Origin of the sequence: Bradyrhizobium sp. Ash2021 (assembly GCF_031202265.1) — a bacterium.
In the GTDB taxonomy this organism is placed as follows: domain Bacteria; phylum Pseudomonadota; class Alphaproteobacteria; order Rhizobiales; family Xanthobacteraceae; genus Bradyrhizobium.
The window spans coordinates 5,718,477-5,734,438 of sequence record NZ_CP100604.1 but is presented as its reverse complement, the minus strand read 5'-3'; the positions used below and the strand labels follow the sequence as shown (position 1 = coordinate 5,734,438).

Annotated in this window: 18 protein-coding genes; 10 read left to right on the top strand and 8 right to left on the bottom strand. The window is 62.5% G+C overall.

All coding sequences use genetic code 11. The annotated features are described in order from the left end of the window. Window positions 1-133 precede the first annotated feature (133 nt). The 4 genes from NL528_RS27660 to NL528_RS27645 all read left to right on the top strand — a co-directional run bounded on the left by NL528_RS27660 (window position 134) and on the right by NL528_RS27645 (window position 3,921). Window positions 134-1,759 carry a flagellar hook-length control protein FliK gene (locus NL528_RS27660; RefSeq protein ID WP_309177605.1) on the top strand — a complete coding sequence of 542 codons (1,626 nt, stop codon included), beginning with the start codon at window positions 134-136 and terminating at the stop codon, window positions 1,757-1,759. After that, window positions 1,756-2,022 carry an EscU/YscU/HrcU family type III secretion system export apparatus switch protein gene (locus NL528_RS27655; RefSeq protein ID WP_309177604.1) on the top strand — a complete coding sequence of 89 codons (267 nt, stop codon included), beginning with the start codon at window positions 1,756-1,758 and terminating at the stop codon, window positions 2,020-2,022. The genes NL528_RS27660 and NL528_RS27655 overlap by 4 nt, the downstream gene beginning before the upstream one ends. A 241-nt stretch (window positions 2,023-2,263) precedes the next feature. Then, window positions 2,264-3,082: a class D beta-lactamase gene (gene blaOXA, locus NL528_RS27650; RefSeq protein WP_309177603.1), complete on the top strand. Its 819-nt coding sequence runs from the start codon at window positions 2,264-2,266 to the stop codon at window positions 3,080-3,082. 182 nt (window positions 3,083-3,264) lie between these two features. Then, a complete protein-coding gene (locus NL528_RS27645; RefSeq protein WP_309177602.1) occupies window positions 3,265-3,921 on the top strand; it encodes a carboxymuconolactone decarboxylase family protein in 657 nt (218 codons plus the stop codon). 191 nt (window positions 3,922-4,112) lie between these two features. Here the strand turns inward: NL528_RS27645 and NL528_RS27640 are convergent, their stop codons facing one another. Both NL528_RS27640 and NL528_RS27635 read right to left on the bottom strand, forming a co-directional pair. Then, a complete protein-coding gene (locus NL528_RS27640; RefSeq protein ID WP_375143896.1) occupies window positions 4,113-5,114 on the bottom strand; it encodes a dienelactone hydrolase family protein in 1,002 nt (333 codons plus the stop codon). A gap of 70 nt (window positions 5,115-5,184) precedes the next feature. Next, the gene (locus NL528_RS27635) at window positions 5,185-5,592 is read right to left on the bottom strand and encodes a DUF4260 domain-containing protein (protein ID WP_309177601.1); all 408 of its coding nucleotides are present in this window, start codon (window positions 5,590-5,592) and stop codon (window positions 5,185-5,187) included. Window positions 5,593-5,849: 257 nt separating this feature from the next. On the opposite strand from NL528_RS27635, the gene NL528_RS27630 reads away from it, so the two are divergent. Beyond that, the gene (locus NL528_RS27630; RefSeq protein ID WP_309185049.1) at window positions 5,850-7,382 is read left to right on the top strand and encodes an acyl-CoA carboxylase subunit beta; all 1,533 of its coding nucleotides are present in this window, start codon (window positions 5,850-5,852) and stop codon (window positions 7,380-7,382) included. A gap of 891 nt (window positions 7,383-8,273) precedes the next feature. Here the strand turns inward: NL528_RS27630 and NL528_RS27625 are convergent. The 3 genes from NL528_RS27625 to NL528_RS27615 all read right to left on the bottom strand — a co-directional run bounded on the left by NL528_RS27625 (window position 8,274) and on the right by NL528_RS27615 (window position 9,580). Then, the gene (locus tag NL528_RS27625) at window positions 8,274-8,735 is read right to left on the bottom strand and encodes a VOC family protein (protein ID WP_309177600.1); all 462 of its coding nucleotides are present in this window, start codon (window positions 8,733-8,735) and stop codon (window positions 8,274-8,276) included. Between the two features lie 138 nt (window positions 8,736-8,873). Further along, the gene (locus NL528_RS27620) at window positions 8,874-9,275 is read right to left on the bottom strand and encodes a cupin domain-containing protein (protein ID WP_309177599.1); all 402 of its coding nucleotides are present in this window, start codon (window positions 9,273-9,275) and stop codon (window positions 8,874-8,876) included. 95 nt (window positions 9,276-9,370) lie between these two features. After that, window positions 9,371-9,580 carry a hypothetical protein gene (locus tag NL528_RS27615; RefSeq protein WP_309177598.1) on the bottom strand — a complete coding sequence of 70 codons (210 nt, stop codon included), beginning with the start codon at window positions 9,578-9,580 and terminating at the stop codon, window positions 9,371-9,373. A gap of 518 nt (window positions 9,581-10,098) precedes the next feature. On the opposite strand from NL528_RS27615, the gene NL528_RS27610 reads away from it, so the two are divergent. Together NL528_RS27610 and NL528_RS27605 are read left to right on the top strand one after the other, a co-directional pair. Next, window positions 10,099-10,545 carry a DUF2214 family protein gene (locus NL528_RS27610; RefSeq protein WP_309177597.1) on the top strand — a complete coding sequence of 149 codons (447 nt, stop codon included), beginning with the start codon at window positions 10,099-10,101 and terminating at the stop codon, window positions 10,543-10,545. 150 nt (window positions 10,546-10,695) lie between these two features. Further along, the gene (locus NL528_RS27605; RefSeq protein WP_309177596.1) at window positions 10,696-11,013 is read left to right on the top strand and encodes a hypothetical protein; all 318 of its coding nucleotides are present in this window, start codon (window positions 10,696-10,698) and stop codon (window positions 11,011-11,013) included. Between the two features lie 79 nt (window positions 11,014-11,092). On the opposite strand, the gene NL528_RS27600 is transcribed toward NL528_RS27605, so the two are convergent. After that, window positions 11,093-12,340, bottom strand: a complete 1,248-nt coding sequence (locus NL528_RS27600; RefSeq protein WP_309177595.1) for a glycerophosphodiester phosphodiesterase family protein — start codon at window positions 12,338-12,340, stop codon at window positions 11,093-11,095. 185 nt (window positions 12,341-12,525) lie between these two features. Between NL528_RS27600 and NL528_RS27595 the strand changes: the two genes are divergently transcribed. Next, a complete protein-coding gene (locus tag NL528_RS27595) occupies window positions 12,526-12,846 on the top strand; it encodes a twin-arginine translocation (Tat) (RefSeq protein WP_309177594.1) in 321 nt (106 codons plus the stop codon). A gap of 302 nt (window positions 12,847-13,148) precedes the next feature. On the opposite strand, the gene NL528_RS27590 is transcribed toward NL528_RS27595, so the two are convergent. Both NL528_RS27590 and NL528_RS27585 read right to left on the bottom strand, forming a co-directional pair. Beyond that, window positions 13,149-14,153: an alpha/beta hydrolase gene (locus NL528_RS27590; protein WP_309177593.1), complete on the bottom strand. Its 1,005-nt coding sequence runs from the start codon at window positions 14,151-14,153 to the stop codon at window positions 13,149-13,151. A 163-nt stretch (window positions 14,154-14,316) separates the two neighbouring features. After that, a complete protein-coding gene (locus NL528_RS27585) occupies window positions 14,317-15,012 on the bottom strand; it encodes a metalloregulator ArsR/SmtB family transcription factor (RefSeq protein WP_309177592.1) in 696 nt (231 codons plus the stop codon). A 220-nt stretch (window positions 15,013-15,232) separates the two neighbouring features. On the opposite strand from NL528_RS27585, the gene NL528_RS27580 reads away from it, so the two are divergent. Beyond that, window positions 15,233-15,541, top strand: a complete 309-nt coding sequence (locus NL528_RS27580; RefSeq protein ID WP_309177591.1) for an NIPSNAP family protein — start codon at window positions 15,233-15,235, stop codon at window positions 15,539-15,541. A 28-nt stretch (window positions 15,542-15,569) separates the two neighbouring features. After that, window positions 15,570-15,920 carry an antibiotic biosynthesis monooxygenase gene (locus NL528_RS27575; RefSeq protein WP_309177590.1) on the top strand — a complete coding sequence of 117 codons (351 nt, stop codon included), beginning with the start codon at window positions 15,570-15,572 and terminating at the stop codon, window positions 15,918-15,920. Window positions 15,921-15,962 lie beyond the last annotated feature (42 nt).

The following is a 15,962-nucleotide window of genomic DNA, read 5'->3' as shown; positions in this document are numbered from 1 at the left end:
CATGCGCCTGTTTCATGATTTGAGTGCGATCGGACGCAAAACCGGTTGCCAGTTTTGCCGATCGCGCGCTGTCGGTTAACGAGAGGTTTACGACGCTGGGGTAGCGTTCCGCCTTCGGGCCGAGACCTCCGCCATGGCGATATCCATCAATCCAGTGCTTCCGGTTATTGCCGTCCAGGAGGTCAGCGCGACCGCGCCCGATCTCGCGCTGCAGGCCGGCAGCGTGGTCAACGCGCAGGTCTTGAAGGTGCTCTCCGCCGATCTGGTGCGGATCGCGATCGCGAGCCTGTCGATCGACGTGCTCACGGAAGTCCCGCTGCAGGAGGGCCAGACCCTGCAGCTCGCGGTATCGCACACCCAGGATGGCGTCCGGCTCGCGGTGGTCGGGCAGGGCGCCGATGCGGCTGGCCTTGCGGGCGACGCGATATCACTTTCGCCTGAGGCGCTGGTCGATGCCGCCGGCAATCCGCCGACGATCACGGCGCCACAAAGGAACGTGCTGACGCCGCTGGAGCGCGCGGTGGTCTCGGCGGCGGCGCAGGGTGCGGCGACCGCGCAGGAAAGCCTGGCGCCGCTGTTTGCAAATCTCGGCGTGGTGACGTCGTCGGGCGGCCTGCCGCCGAAATTGCAGCAGGCGATTGCGCAGGTGCTGGCGCAGCAGACCAGCCTCGATCAAAATCTCGCCGGCAGCGATATCAAGGCGGCGTTTCAGAAGTCCGGACTCTTTCTTGAAGCCTCGCTCGCATCGGGCTCGGTCCCGTCCACCGCCACTGGCGTTCCCGATCTCAAAGCCGCGTTGATCGTGCTGCGGCAAACGCTGCAGGCGGTGCTCGGCACGACGGCCAGCGCACCAACGCCGGCAGCGGTGGCGCCGGCGGTGGACGCGGCGGCGCCGTTGCATGCGGCGGCAACACCCAGCCTTGCGCCTGACGTTGCTTCATCACCATCACCAAGCCCGGATATTGAGGAAATACTTCTGCCGCAGGCGCGGCTGCCGATCGCCGAGGATATCTTTCAATCGGGCAGCCTTGGCCGCAGCGCGCTGGCCGCCGCGCTGGATGCCGGCCCCTCGGCGGGCGCGACCTTGAATCTGCTGCAGGAAGCCTTGCAGGAACTCGGCAACCCCGCCCGATCGTTGGCGACGCCGCGCGATATTCTCGGCGCTGACGTGACCGTTCATACCAACACGCCGCCGCCGCCGTTTCGCGGCGCGCTGCCGACCGCCCAGCCGATTGCTTCGCCGTCGATCGCACCCGGCGCGCCGCTGGCTACAGCCGCGCATCATCTGCTCGGCGATACCGATGCGGCGATCGCGCGGCAAACCCTGTTGCAGGTGGCGTCGCTGCCGGACCGCATCGACCTTTCAAACACCAAAATCGACACCAGCACCCCGCGCTGGAATTTCGAGATTCCGTTCGTGACGCCGCAGGGCACGGCGATGGCACAGTTCGAAATTTCCCGCGACGGCGGCGGCGAGACCGTTGAAGCCGGCAAGCGGGTGTGGCGGGCGCGGTTTTCGCTCGACGTCGAGCCGGCCGGTCCGGTCCATGCGCTGGTATCGCTGGTCGGCGACAAGACCTCGGTGCGGATGTGGGCGGAACGGCCCGCCACCGCGGAGCAATTGCGCGCCGGCGCCGGACAGTTGAGCCAGGCGCTGAGCCGCGCCGAGCTTCGGCCCGGCGAAATCACGATCCGCGCCGGCGTCCCGCCGCAGGCCGCACCGGCCCGCGCCGGGCATTTCCTGGATCGCGCGCTATGAGCGTGGATACCAGAAACCAGCTCGCGGTCGCGCTGCATTACGACAAGACCGGCGCGCCGCGCGTCACCGCCAAGGGCAAGGGCGTCATCGGCGCCAAGATCATCGAACTCGCCAAAGCCCACGACATCCCGATCGAGGAGAACGAGGTTTTGGCGGGCGCGCTGTCCAATGTCGAGATCGGCGATGAAATCCCGGCCGAGCTCTATAAGGCGGTGGCGGAAGTGCTGATTTTTGTGCTGCGGCTGTCGGGCCGGGTTCGCTAGCTCATGGAAGCTTTGGGTTGAATCGCTGCCGGCGTTCGGGTCACCTCGCCCCGCTTGCGGGGAGAGGTCGGATTGCGTAGCAATCCGGGTGAGGGGGACTCTCCACGCACCGTGCTCGCGGAGAGTCCCCCTCACCCCTACCCTCTCCCCGCAAGCGGGGAGAGGGGGAAGTAAATGTCATTGTTTTACCACGATGGCATCCACATCGTTGCCGCGCTCCTCAACCAGTTCGGGTACCCCCGTGATCAATCGCCGCCATGCGCTCGGTCTTCTTGCCGCCGCGACCATCTTGCCTTCGCGCAGCTTTGCCAATGTCTCCTATCAGCGCAGCGAGTTTCGCGAGGATCTGGCAAAACGGTTTTTCGACCTCGGCACCGAAGGCACCTTCGTCGGCTACAAGGTCGACGATTATCTGATCATCGCCAGCGACAAGGTCCGATCCGGCCAGGCGAAGTTGCCGGCCTCGACCTTCAAGATCCCGAATTCGCTGATCGCGCTGGAGACCGGCGTGGTCGCGGATCCCGACAAGGACGTCTTCAAATGGGACGGGGTGACGCGCAGCATCGAGGCCTGGAACAAGGATCACACCATGCGCTCGGCGATCGCGGTCTCCGCGGTGCCGGTCTATCAGGAGATCGCGCGCCGCATCGGCCAGGAGCGCATGCAGAAATATGTCGACCTGTTCGACTACGGCAACCGCGACATCGGCGGCGGCATTGATCAGTTCTGGCTGACCGGCAATCTGCACATCGATCCGATCCAGCAGGTCGATTTCGTCGACCGGCTGCGCCGCGGCGTGTTGCCGGTGTCAAAACGCAGCCAGGATCTGGTGCGCGACATCCTGCCGGTGACGAAAGTCGGCGACGCCACCATCCGTGCCAAGAGCGGCTTGCTCGGCGCGGAGCAGGGCAAGCCGTCACTGGGCTGGCTGGTCGGCTGGGCCGAGAAGGGCTCCGAGCAGACCGTGTTCGCGATGAACATGGACTGCAAGGAGCCGAGCCATATCGCGGCACGGATGACGGTGACGCAGCAATGCCTCGCCGATATCGCTGCGATCTGACGGGCTGACCTGCGTCGCGCCATAGCGTTTTCGAGCGAAGTGGATACCGGTTCGCGTGAAGAAAACGCGTCAAAACAAAAGACCAGAGCCTCGGTTCTGATTTAATCAGAACCGAGGCTCTGGCGCGTGAAGCGCGGCCGGACTACCATCTTCGTGCAACAAAAAAATGCACGGAGGAAATCATGCACCAAGCGTCACTCTGGATGTCGTCGCTCGCCATTGCCGCGGCCGGCGGCTGGTTCGCCGCCACGATGTTTGCAGCGCCCGCGACCGGCAAGGAGCCGCGCTTTCCGCAGCTCACCATGGACCAGCTCAGCGAAGCTCAAAAGCCGCTCGGCGAGCAGATCATGAAGGTGTCCAGCGTCGGCCTCGGCGGACCCTATAACCCGATGATCCGCAGCCCGGTGCTGGGCCAGCGGCTGTACGATCTGTTCTATTATCTGCGCTGGCAGACCTCGGTGCCGACCAAACTCAACGAGTTTGCGATCCTGATCATCGGGCGGCAGTGGACCTCGCAGGTCGAATGGTTCGCGCATGCGCCGCTGGCGGCAAAGGCCGGACTGTCGGCCGACATCATCGCCGAATTGAAAGAGGGCAAGCGGCCGTCGAAAATGGCCGAGGACGAGGCCGTCGTCTACGACTTCGTCACGGAATTGACGACGTCGAAGAAGGTCTCCGACGAAACCTATGCGCGGGCCAAGAAAGTATTCAACGACCAGCAGATCGTCGACCTGACCGCGGTCTCCGGCAATTACGTCATGGTCGCGATGCTGCTGGCGATGGCGGAAGAAACCGTGCCTCCGGGCAAGCAGCCGCCGTTCAAGGTGGGGGAGAAGTAGGGGACGTTGTCATTGCGAGGAGCGAAGCGACGAAGCAATCCATACTTCCTGCGCTGAGGCATGGATTGCTTCGCGGAGCCTGTCATCGGGCGCGCATTCGCGCGACCCGTTGGCTCGCAATGACGATTGACGACTTTTGCGTTCCTGCCTCTCATTCGTCATGCCCGGGCTTGACGTGGAGAGAGCGAGGCCTACTCCAGCTTGAACAGCGCCTGCAGAAAGTCGCTCACGGCCTTGCGCGCTTCCATCGCGGTCGCCGGATTGCCGCCGACATGCGGATTGAGTTCGATGCAGGGATCCTTGTAGGTAAACGGCGCCTGCGTATCGGCATTCATCAGCTGGCCGCCTTCGCCCTCTTTGAGGTGGCAGTTGCGCGCGGTCTGCGCGTTGGTTGACACGGCAACGGTGCTCAGCCCGAGCAGGCCGGAGTCAAAGCCGTGCTGCGAGTCCGGATATTCGGTCAGCACCACGTCGCGCTTGGCCTCCTGCAACCGCGCGACATATCGCTTGCAGCTTGCGACCGGATTATAATCGTCGGGCGTGCCGTGAAAGATCCGGATCGGGCGCGCCGCGACCTCGGTGTCGGTGGCGTAGGTCGTGGAGCAATCCGGATAGAACGGAATATAGCCGGCAAACTGCACGCCGGACCTGTTCCAGAGTTTGTTGAAGCGATCGAGGCTGGCGTAGAGCGCGGCCTGTCCGCCGCGCGAAAATCCCATCAGCACGATGCGATTGGGGTCGACGCGCGGATGTTTGGCGAGAATTTCCAGCGAGCGATAGATATCGATGATCAAATTGAGCCGGCCGAGCAGGGCCTGATTTGGGCCGACCGCGGTCAATCCGCGGCCGGAAAAACCGTCGATCACGAAAGTCGAAATCCCCATCGCATTGAACTGGTGCGCCCACGGTTCGATGGAAGGCCCGACGCCGCTCGAACCGTGCATCATGACAACGACCGGAAGCCTGCCGCTGCCTTGCGCGATGCGGAATTCGCCGGCGACGGTGACCGGTTTGCCGTTGGCGTCGCGGGTCAGGAATTGCTGGTCCGAAATGGTCAGCGACGGAATCGCGTAGATCTCGACCCGGGAGGCGATTTCCTTCGACATCGATTGCGCGTTGGTTTCGATGCAGGTCAGCAAAACACCGGTACAAAAAATCGCGGCCATAACCGCGACGCGCCAGTCTGTCAGCATCGGCTTCCCCCCAAATTTTCTTATCGCGCCTTGTCGATTTTGGGGAAGACTACAAGCTGCCGGGAGCCTGTCAAATCCGGGCGTTGCCGATTCGTCCAAGATGGGTGAAGCCGAATCCGGCATAGTATTTCAGGCCGTAGCCGAGCGCGCGGTCGAATCCGATATGGGCCAGCCAGATCATGGCGATCGACAGCACCAGCGGCGAGGACAGCGCAAAGCCCGTCGTCATCAGCGTCATCGGCGCCATGTAGCTGTGCGCGGTGTTGTAGATCACCGCGCCGGCCTTGGGGCCGGCGAGATAGCCGGCAAAGGACAGATCGGGCGCCAGGAACAGGATGGCGTAGACCCACCACGACCCGTCCCAGACCCCGTACAGCAACGTCATGCCGAGAAACAGCGCCAATCCCTCCAGCCGGAGCAGCGTTCGCACGCCGCCGGATGCGGAGCCTGTGGGTTCTGAAATTGCGGTATCGGACATCGGATTCGGCTCCAGAGCATGATCCGGAAAAAGCCTGCCCCGCACTTGATGCGGGGTGGGAGCCGGTTTTCCGGAAAGATCATGCTCAAACAAAAGATGAGATCATAATCCCATCGGGATCATGATCTGGCCCCCGCATATATCGACCGCAGGGCAGGGTTACCAGATGCCCGAAGGCCGTTTCCCGTGCCGAAATTGCCGTGTTAGAACCCCTGAAATCCAAAGCCAAATCGGTACTCAAGGACGGGCAGGCGCAAATGAAGGATATCCTGGACACCCTCGAAGAACGGCGCGCCGGCGCCAAGCTCGGCGGCGGCGAAAAGCGCATCGAGGCGCAGCACGCCCGCGGCAAATTGACCGCGCGTGAGCGCATCGAGTTGCTGCTCGACAAGGGCTCGTTCGAGGAATTCGACATGTTCGTCGAGCACCGCTCGACCGAATTCGGCATGGACAAGTCAAAAGTGCCGGGCGATGGCGTCGTCACCGGCTGGGGCACCGTCAACGGCCGCAAGACGTTTGTGTTCGCCAAGGATTTTACCGTGTTCGGCGGCTCCCTATCCGAAACCCACGCGCAGAAAATCGTCAAGATCCAGGACATGGCCATGAAGGCGCGGGCGCCGATCATCGGGCTTTACGACGCCGGCGGCGCGCGCATCCAGGAAGGCGTAGCTGCCTTGGCGGGCTATTCCTATGTGTTCCGCCGCAACGTCATTGCCTCCGGCGTGATCCCGCAGATCTCCGTCATCATGGGCCCCTGCGCCGGCGGCGACGTCTATTCGCCGGCGATGACCGACTTCATCTTCATGGTGAAGAACACCAGCTACATGTTCGTCACCGGCCCCGACGTCGTGAAGACCGTCACCAACGAAGTCGTGACCGCGGAAGAACTCGGCGGCGCCTCGGTGCACGCCACGCGCTCCTCGATTGCGGACGGCGCGTTCGAGAACGACGTCGAGACGCTGTTGCAGATGCGCCGGCTGATCGATTTTCTGCCATCGAACAACACCGACGGCGTGCCGGAATGGCCGAGCTTTGACGATATCGGCCGGGTCGACATGTCGCTGGACACGCTGATCCCCGACAATCCGAACAAGCCCTACGACATGAAGGAATTGATCCTGAAAGTCGTCGACGAGGGCGACTTCTTCGAGATCTCCGAGACGTTTGCGAAAAACATCGTCACCGGTTTCGGCCGTATCGCCGGACGCACCGTGGGCTTCGTCGCCAACCAGCCGATGGTGCTGGCGGGCGTGCTCGATAGTGACGCGTCACGGAAAGCCGCGCGCTTCGTCCGCTTCTGCGACGCCTTCAACATTCCGATCGTGACCTTCGTCGACGTGCCGGGCTTCCTGCCCGGCACCGCGCAGGAATATGGCGGCCTGATCAAGCACGGCGCCAAGCTCTTGTTCGCCTATTCGCAATGCACGGTGCCGCTGGTCACCGTCATCACCCGAAAAGCCTATGGCGGCGCGTTCGACGTGATGGCGTCGAAGGAAATCGGCGCCGACATGAACTACGCCTGGCCGACCGCGCAGATCGCCGTGATGGGCGCCAAGGGCGCGGTCGAAATCATCTTTCGTAGCGATATCGGCGACGCAGAAGCGATCACCGCCCGCACCAAGGAATACGAAGACCGTTTTCTGTCACCGTTCATTGCCGCCGAACGCGGCTACATCGACGACGTCATCATGCCGCATTCGACCAGGCGACGAATCGCCCGGGCGCTGGCGATGCTGAAGGACAAGCATGTTGAGATACCGATGAAAAAACACGACAATTTGCCGTTGTGACGGATGGAGACGACCGTGGCAACGTGGCGTCGACGATCCAGATCACGGCAGAGCGCCAATGGATCGTGCGACCTGATATTGGGTGTGGTGACCGCAGTACTTGCGATGGACATATCGTGCTTCGCGCAAGACAGCGAGATGACCGTTACCGCCCGGACGTCTGAAGAGACCGTCATCAACGGCTACGCATATGCCGACACCGATCGAGCTTCCCCAGCTCTTGCTCATGAAGCCGCCCAAATATGGCGTTGTTTGTTACCGTATTGAGGATTTCGAGGTGGCGGGCGACTCGGGCAGGGATCGAGCTTGTATCGGGCGCCGGGTCCGCGGCATCAACGTTTTCTATCTGGCTCGACCCGGTTACAGCGGGCCGGATAGTCTCCGATACGAAGCAATCAACCATCGAGGACGGGAACGAGTGTCTGTTCGTGTCAAGGTCTTGCCCGACCGTTCAAACGCTTCCACTGCATCGGCCAGCGTTGACGGTCCATCGCGCGAGTCGGCGATGTTGGCTGGACCTATCCCTCCGTGCGCTGTGCCGGTGTCCTAGACCTTAGTACGTAGGATGGGTAGAGCGCGTAGGGCGGGTTAGCGAAGCGTAACCCGCCATCTTTTTGTTGGGCGAATATGTAGGATGGGTAGAGCGCAGCGAAACCCATCACCTTCGCAAAACCATAACCCATGGGTTTCGCTGCGCTCTACCCATCCTACAATTTCTGACGCTGCGGCACCCGCCGTTCACTCCTCATCGTCCCTTTGGCGTTGTGAAGGCGCCGCGCCATCGCCGCTTGTCTTGGTATCAGTAGACAGGGCGGGCTACGCTTCCGCCTTTGCTTTCCGAGCTTCGACAGACAAGCTGACCCGCCCCGCATTATTCTACCGCGAGGGGCGCTAGGCCGCCTTGTTTTGCTGCTTCATGAATTCCGTCGCGCGTTTCTTGAGTTCAGCGGGCGAAACGTCCTCGACGTGGGTGCCGATGTGCCAGCGATTGCCGGCCGGGTCCGTCACGCCGCCGCTGCGGTCGCCATAGAACATGTCCGCAGGCTCCATCACCGACGTGCCGCCGGCCTTCAGCGCCATCTGGTAAACCGCATCCACATCGGGCACGTAGACGTGCAGCATGGCCGAAGTGGCCTTTGCGCGCTCGGAAGCATCGGAAATCATCACGACGGAATCGCCGATCTTGAGCTCCGCGTGCATGATCTTGCCGTCGGGCCGCATCATCGGCTCGACCACGAATTGTGCGCCGAATGCATTCTTCATGAATTGGACGATCCTTTCCGCGCCGTCGACGACGAGATAAGGCGTGAGGGTGTGATATCCGTCAGGAACCGGCTTTACTTGAGTTGCCATCATTGTCTCCTTTGGTTTGGATGACCCCTGCAGCAGTACGACCCAACATTCCCCCTTAGTCTTCTGGATTTTCGCGCGGTTGTTTGTAGAAAGTGTGACGGTCCCGTTGCCGCGACGGCGGCCCCGCGGGCGCTCGCGCTAACGCGACACTAATGGAACATAGTCGTATTCGCCCACGCCCTGCAGAACCAGGAAGGTGAGCGATGTCGTGCCGCCGTTGGTCACCAGATGCGGCCGCGTGGGCCTGACGACATAGACTTCGCCGGGCTTCAAATTCACTTCCTCTTTCGGATCCTGCAGGAACAGCCTCATGTGGCCTTCCAGAACGTAAAAAGTATCGGAGACATTGGTGTGGGTGTGCCACGGCACCTTCTGGGTTGCAGAGAGCTGCAACTCCGTAATGCGAAAGCCGGGGCGCGCGGCGTGTTGGGCACGACGCTCGACTTCGTAAAGGTGACTGGCGTCCTTGACTGGCTGCTGCTGGTTCATGACGGCCTCCCTCGGATCATCCGCCCCCATCGCGTGGTGATGGCGCGCCATGATAGCCTTCCTCCGCCATTCACGAAACTGTCAGGCGAGGTCCGCAGGGCGGCGTAGCGCCAGCGTGACCCGCCATCCTTGGCGGCCGATGCCGTTCACTCCTCATGGTCCCTTTGGCGTTGCTCGCCTTCGAGAAGGCGCTGCGCAATTGCTGTTCGTCTTGGTATCAGCGCGGCCTCATCCGCGAGCCGCTGCGCAAGATCAGTGTGGTATTGTTGCACGACGTCGAGCACCGCTTTCCTCGCGAGCGTGCGATGGTACTCGGCAAGGAACCTGTGCATGTCTACGAGCTGTTCATCGGTCATGGGCGTCGCGCCTGGCCGTAACGCCGGAGTATACCGCAACCTGTTGATCTGGAGCCAGCTTTCGACGCGCCCAATCCCGGTAGGCTTCACAAACCCAGCCTCAGCAGGGTGCGGCATTTTCGCCTGCCGTGCCAACTTTGCCGGGGACGTTACCCGCGAATCGACGATTTGCGGGTCAAGGCCTCGGAAAATATTCCTAAATCGGGTCAAGAACTCTCGCCATCGCATCCCCCACGACTCGGGCGCATTGCGCCGCGGGGGCGAAAGCGTGTGTCGTGAGAGCGTCATTGCGAGGAGTGAAGCGACGACTTGTCCGCCGTAGCTCAACGAGCGAAGGCGGAAGCAATCCACCCTTTCTTTACGCCGCGAGATGGATTGCTTCGCGGAGCCTGTCATCGGGCGCGCATTCGCGCGACCCGGTGGCTCGCAATGACGGCCGATAGGCAAATCGCACGCCTTGAATCTGCATCCCCCGCGCCTACAATCCGCGAAAACGGAGCCTCGAGGGAATTCTGGCCATGTCCACGCTGTTCGCCTTCCTCCACCATGTCTGTGCGTTCACGCTGGTGTCGGCGGTCGCGATCGAATTCGCGTTGATCCGCGGGGAGCTGACGCTTTCCTCCGCGCGCCGGCTGCAGGTCACCGACATGGCGCTCGGCATCGCCGCCGGCGCGTTGCTCGTGATCGGCTTGCTGCGGGTGTTCTTCTTCGAGAAGGGCGCGGACTATTATTGGCACAGCCACGCCTTCATCACAAAATTCTCGATCTTCATCGTGATCGGGTTGTTGTCGATCATCCCGACCGTCGAATTTCTGTCATGGCGCAAGGCGATTGGGGAAGGGCAGGTGCCCGCGATCAGTGCGAAAAAGCTGCATCTGGTCACCGCCGTCATTCACGGCGAGCTTCTGAGCATCGTCTTCATCCTGCTCTTTGCCGCAATCATGGCGCGGGGCGGCTGGGTCTAGGGTTGGCGTTGCGCAATGCGTTTGCGCTGTCATTCCGGGGCGCGCGCCAGCGCGAACCCGGAATCTGGAGATTGTACGCGCGAGATTCCGGGTTCATCGCTCCGCGATGCCCCGGAATGACGAGCGAGAATGCGTAACTGGAGAACACCAATGCCCTTAGCTTACTTCGTCGTCCGCGCCACCGTCGCCGATCCCGCCAAACGTCCGGCCTTTGACGCCTGGTATTCCCGCGAGCATTTGCCGGACGCCGTCAAATCGTTCGGCGCGGAAAAGGCATGGCGCGCTTGGAGCCTGACCGACCCCTCGCTGCATCAGGCGACGTACCAGTTCGCCGACCAGGCCTCGCTCGATCGCGCCGTCAACAGCGCGGACATGACGCGGCTGGTGGCCGACTTCAATCGCGACTGGCCGGATGTGACGCGGACGCGGGAGTTGCTGGTGCTCGCGGAGGAGTTTGGAGCGGGGTGAGGACATTTGCGTTTGTCGTCCCGGCGAACGCGGGGACGACGAAGGAATTTTTCGGCGTTCACCTAAACCCATTCGTCCGTCACTTCATTCCCATGCAACTCGCATAGAACGTCGTGGTCGCCGGCCAGTCGGAAAACATGGCGCGGACGCCGACCTGCTTTGCAAGCACGTCGAGCACCGTCAGGATGTCGCCGTCGCGGTCGATCGCGGCCTTGACCGACGAGTGATAGAAGCCGCCGCCCTTGTTCAAGGGGCCGTCGCGCTCCAGCGACCAGCCGATCAGGTCGAGGCCGGCGGCTTTCGCGGCCTTGGCGTATTCGGACGGCACGATTTCCTTTTTGTCGTTCAGCGCCAGCATCACCCAGATCGGCGGCGCCAGGATTTTGACGCCTTGCGCTTTCAGCTCCGCCATCGACGGCTTCCAGGTCTCGGACTTGTTGGGATCGAGGCCGCGCTTCTCGTAGCGATCTTCCAGATACACCGCCTGGGCTGCGAACGCGGGCTCGGTCTTGCCCCAGAACAGGATGTCACCGAGGTTAAAGCTCTGGGCGAACACGTCGCTCGCCGGAATGCCCGCCTGCTTGTAGGCCTGCAGCATCTGGCTGGCGTATTTTTCCTGGGTGTAGTCGCCGTCGAACGGCATCGGCACTTCCGGCGCCTTCAGTTCCGGCGTGAATTTGGCGCCGAGGCTCCTGATCAGCGCGATGCTCTCGTCATGCGTCATCACGGTCCCGGAGTTGCTGTAGAGGTCGGTGCGCCAGCGCGGCGTGCCGTTCAGGTAGTCGGCAATTGTCGTCGCGCCCGGATTGAAGCCGTCCATCTTGGCCGTCAGCGTCTTGAATTCGGCCAGCGTAATGTCGCTGGTGCAGCATTTTGCGGACGCCTTCTTTCCGGTGGCGGGATCGGCCGGGCTGAAACCTTGCGCGCATTTCGCTGATAGCGCCGGCACCGACAGGATGTTGGTGGTGGTATGCAGGTCGCATTGCGAATGTCGGCACACCAGTTGCTTGTCTTTGGTGAAGGTGACGTCGCATTCGATCACGCCGGCGCCCATGCGCGCCGCGGCCATGTACGACTCCCGGCTGTGCTCGGGAAACTGCATTGCCGCGCCGCGATGGCCGAAGGAAAAATCGGTCTTGTGGAACGGCCCGGTGCACTGGCTGAGCTGCGTTTTCAGCGGCCCGTCCTTCATCTTGTCGACGAGATAGAACGGACGGGGGCCGATTTGCGCCTCGCGCGGCAGCGGGATGCTTTGCGCCGCGGCGGTGGCCGTCAAGGCGAGCGCCCAGAACGCGGCGAGAGTGGCGGAACGTCGGCGAAAAAGCATGGTCACCTCGATGTCGGGATGCGCGGATGATATCACCATAGCATCGTGACAGCCTGCTGTGGCGGGCGGCAGCAAGGATGCGAAGCGAGATTCGCGTTTCCTGAATAAACAATTCAGCGAGCGTTCATATCGGAGCGGCGAAAATCCGTTCGCATCACCCGCCATCCCAGGAAGAGGAAGATGTCATGGAACGCCGGGACTTTTTGAAGATTGCTTTAGGCGTCGTTGCGGGCGCTGCGGCGGCGGCCGCCGCCGCCCAGGCCGCGCCGCTGGCGCCGCAGCCGCTGGGCACGGACGGACGGTTTTCCGCCCATCAAGATCCCCATCCTGCCGTCACCAATGAAAGCGAAGTCGATCGTCTCCAGCCGCAGCAAGTGCGCTGGGGTCATCACGGGCATGGCCATCATTGGGGCTGGCACCGCCGCCACTGGGGTTGGCACCACCACAGGCATTGGGGCTGGCACCACCGCTGGCATCGCCATCACTGGCACCGCCGCTACTGGTAAAGGGCGTCCCTATGGTGGATGCCGTCCGATGTATAATTGCCCGCCCGGCTAGCATTCCGGCCCGTTCGGCCGCCACTGCTTCCGGAACGGCTGGTGAGTTCTGCAGGGCAGGGGCCGCGTCGCGGCCCCTGTCTCTTTCAGTCAAACAAAAAACCCCGCGTGAGCGGGGTTCTTGCCTTGCGTCGGATGCGGCGCTCAGAGCGGATTCGATGAGCTGTGCCATCCTCGAAACATGGTCAGGCTAACGGCACTGAACTGAATACGGCATGAACGCGTTGGATCCAAATGCCTGTTCGGCTGCGCTAGCGGGCGGCGAGAAAGCCGAGCAGCAGTTCGTTGTATTTCGCGGGCGCTTCGAGAAACACCAGATGGCCGGTATCCGGGATCACCTCGGCGCGGCCGTTGGGCATTTTCGCCGCGAACGCTTTGGCGAGTTCGGCGTTCTGGCCCATCTTCGCGCGCAGCGCTTCCGGTGCATTGGGCCGGCCCGGCGCGTTGTGATCGTCGGCGCCCATGATGAACAGCGTCGGCTGCGTGATGAGCGGGATTTCGTGCGCCACCGGCTCGCGGTAGATCAGTTGCGCGGAGGCGACGAAGGCGCGCAGCCAGCGCGGATATTCGGCGCTGCCCTTGATGTTGAAGCGCGCATCGATGAACGGCGTCACCTGGTCGGGCGGCAGCTTGAGCGCATAGTTGGTCTCGAGCTGCTTGCGATAGCCGTCGGCCGTGAGCTTGTCCTCGTTCTCCAGGATTTTTTCGGTTGGCGTCGGCGGCACGTAGAGCCGGTAATCCTCCAGCCCGATCGGCGCGGTCAGCACGAGATGGTTGACCCGGTCGGGATAGGCGCGGGCGATGCGGACGCCGAGCATGCCGCCGAGCGAATGCGCGACGATGTCGGCTTTGGCGATCTGCAGATGATCGAGCAGCGTGACGGTGTTGCGCGCCAGCGTGTCGAAATGCAGGTCGCCCATCGGCTTGGAGGATTTGCCGAAACCGATCTGGTCCGGCACCACCACGCGGTAGCCGGCGTCGGTCAGCGTCTTGATCACGGGCGCCCAATAGCTCGACGGGAAATTGCGGCCGTGCAGCAGCACCACGGTGCGCCCGTTCGGCTGCGCCGGTGCTACATCCATATACGCCATCCGCACCTGGTCGCCGTCATTTACCAGCGGCAGCATGCTGACGGGGTAGGGATAGGCGAAGCCTTCGAGCCCGATGCCGTAGGGCTCGCGCTCGGCGGCGCAGGCGGGGGTGAAGGAATAGGCGAGCAGGGCGCCGAACAGCGCTGTGGCGAACAGATATTTCATCGAAAGCTCCGGAAGACAGTTTTTCCGTCATGGCCGGGCTTGTCCCGGCCATCCACGTCTTTGCTTGCCGACATACCGAAAGATGTGGATGCCCGGCACATCTGGCGCGAAGACGCGCTTCGCGCTTTTGGCCGGGCATGGCGACGATCAGGAGTGGCTAACTCTATTCGCCGTTTCCGAACAGCGCTGCAAACCGCTTTTCGCCAGTTCGCGAAAAGTTGACGACGCGGCTGCCCTGTGCGGAGTCGCGCTCGGCCCATTTGAGTTCCGTGAATCGCGACATCATCGCTGCGCCCAGCGTGCCGGCCAGATGATGCCGCCGCTCGCTCCAGTCGAGGCAGGCCTTGCACACCGGACGGCGCGGGTGGGCCAGCGTGTCGGCGTCGATCTGCAAGGCGGTTGCCATGAACCGCTTGCCCTCGCTGGTGAGCTCGATCGCCTGCTTGGTTTCGCGCACCAGCCGCTGCTTCTTCAGGCTGTCGAGCATCTGCACGCCGAGATCGCCGGCCAGATGATCGTAGCAAATCCGCGCCCGCCGCAGCGCCGGATCCTTTGGCCCGGTGCGCACGCGCATATGGCCGGCGCGGGTGGCAAGGCCGGCGAGGCCTTCGAGCACGCCGGCGACGTCGGGGCCGGTGAGGCGGTAATAGCGGTGGCGGCCCTGTTTCTCAGGCTCGATCAGGCCGCCGGCCTCGAGCTTCGCAAGATGCGAGCTTGCGGTCTGCGGCGTGATGCCGGCTTCCTGCGCGAGCTCGCTCGCGGTCAGCGCGCGGCCGGTCATCAGCGCGGTCAGCATGTTGGAACGCGCGGGGTCGCCGACCAGGGAAGCGACCATGGCGATATCGGGGCCAGCTTTCATAGTTCGATGATAGCCGAAGCATTGACGTCAATCAAGCGGATATTCTCGGACTCGAAGCTTGGCTCCGTCATCAGCTTGGCTCCGTCATTGCGAGGAGCGAAGCGACGAAGCAATCCATTCTTTCTTTCCTCGGAACAATGGATTGCTTCGCGGAGCCTGTCATCGGGCGCGCATTCGCGCGACCCGGTGGCTCGCAATGACGGCAAACAAGGAGATTCCCGTGACCATCACCGTTTTCATCCGTTACCAGCTCGATCCGTTCAAGCGCGCGCTGTTCGAGGAATATTCGAAGCGCTGGCTCACCATCATTCCGAAATGCGGCGGCGACCTCCTGGGCTACTGGATGCCGCATGAGGGCACCAACAACATTGCGTTCGCGCTGATCTCGTTCGAGAGTCTGGCGGCGTACGAGGCCTATCGCGCGCGACTGCGCGCCGATAAGGAGGGCATGGCCAATTTCAATTTCGCCGAGGAGAACAAGTTCATCCTCGCCGAAGAGCGAACCTTTTTGCGGCAGGTTGCGCTATAAGGGTCGGAATCACGTCAGGGAGAGTTGAATGATTGCGGTGATCTTCGAAGTCTGGCCGAAGCCGGAACACAAACAGCAATATCTGGATCTCGCAGCCGAGCTGCGGCCGATTCTCGAGACGATCGACGGTTTCATCTCGATCGAACGGTTCGAGAGCCTGACCGAGAAGGGCAAGATCCTGTCGCTGTCGTTCTTCCGCGATGAAGCCGCGGTGGAGGCATGGCGCAACATTCCGCAGCATCGCAAGACGCAAGGCATGGGCCGCGCAAAAATCTTCCAAGACTACCGGCTGCGCATTGCCGGCGTGATCCGCGACTACGGCATGACCGATCGTGCGCAGGCGCCAACAGACAGCCGCGCCGTTCACGAGGCGCACTAGCGCCGCCAGGCGGGCACATCTATCTTTGCCAGCCAGATATCA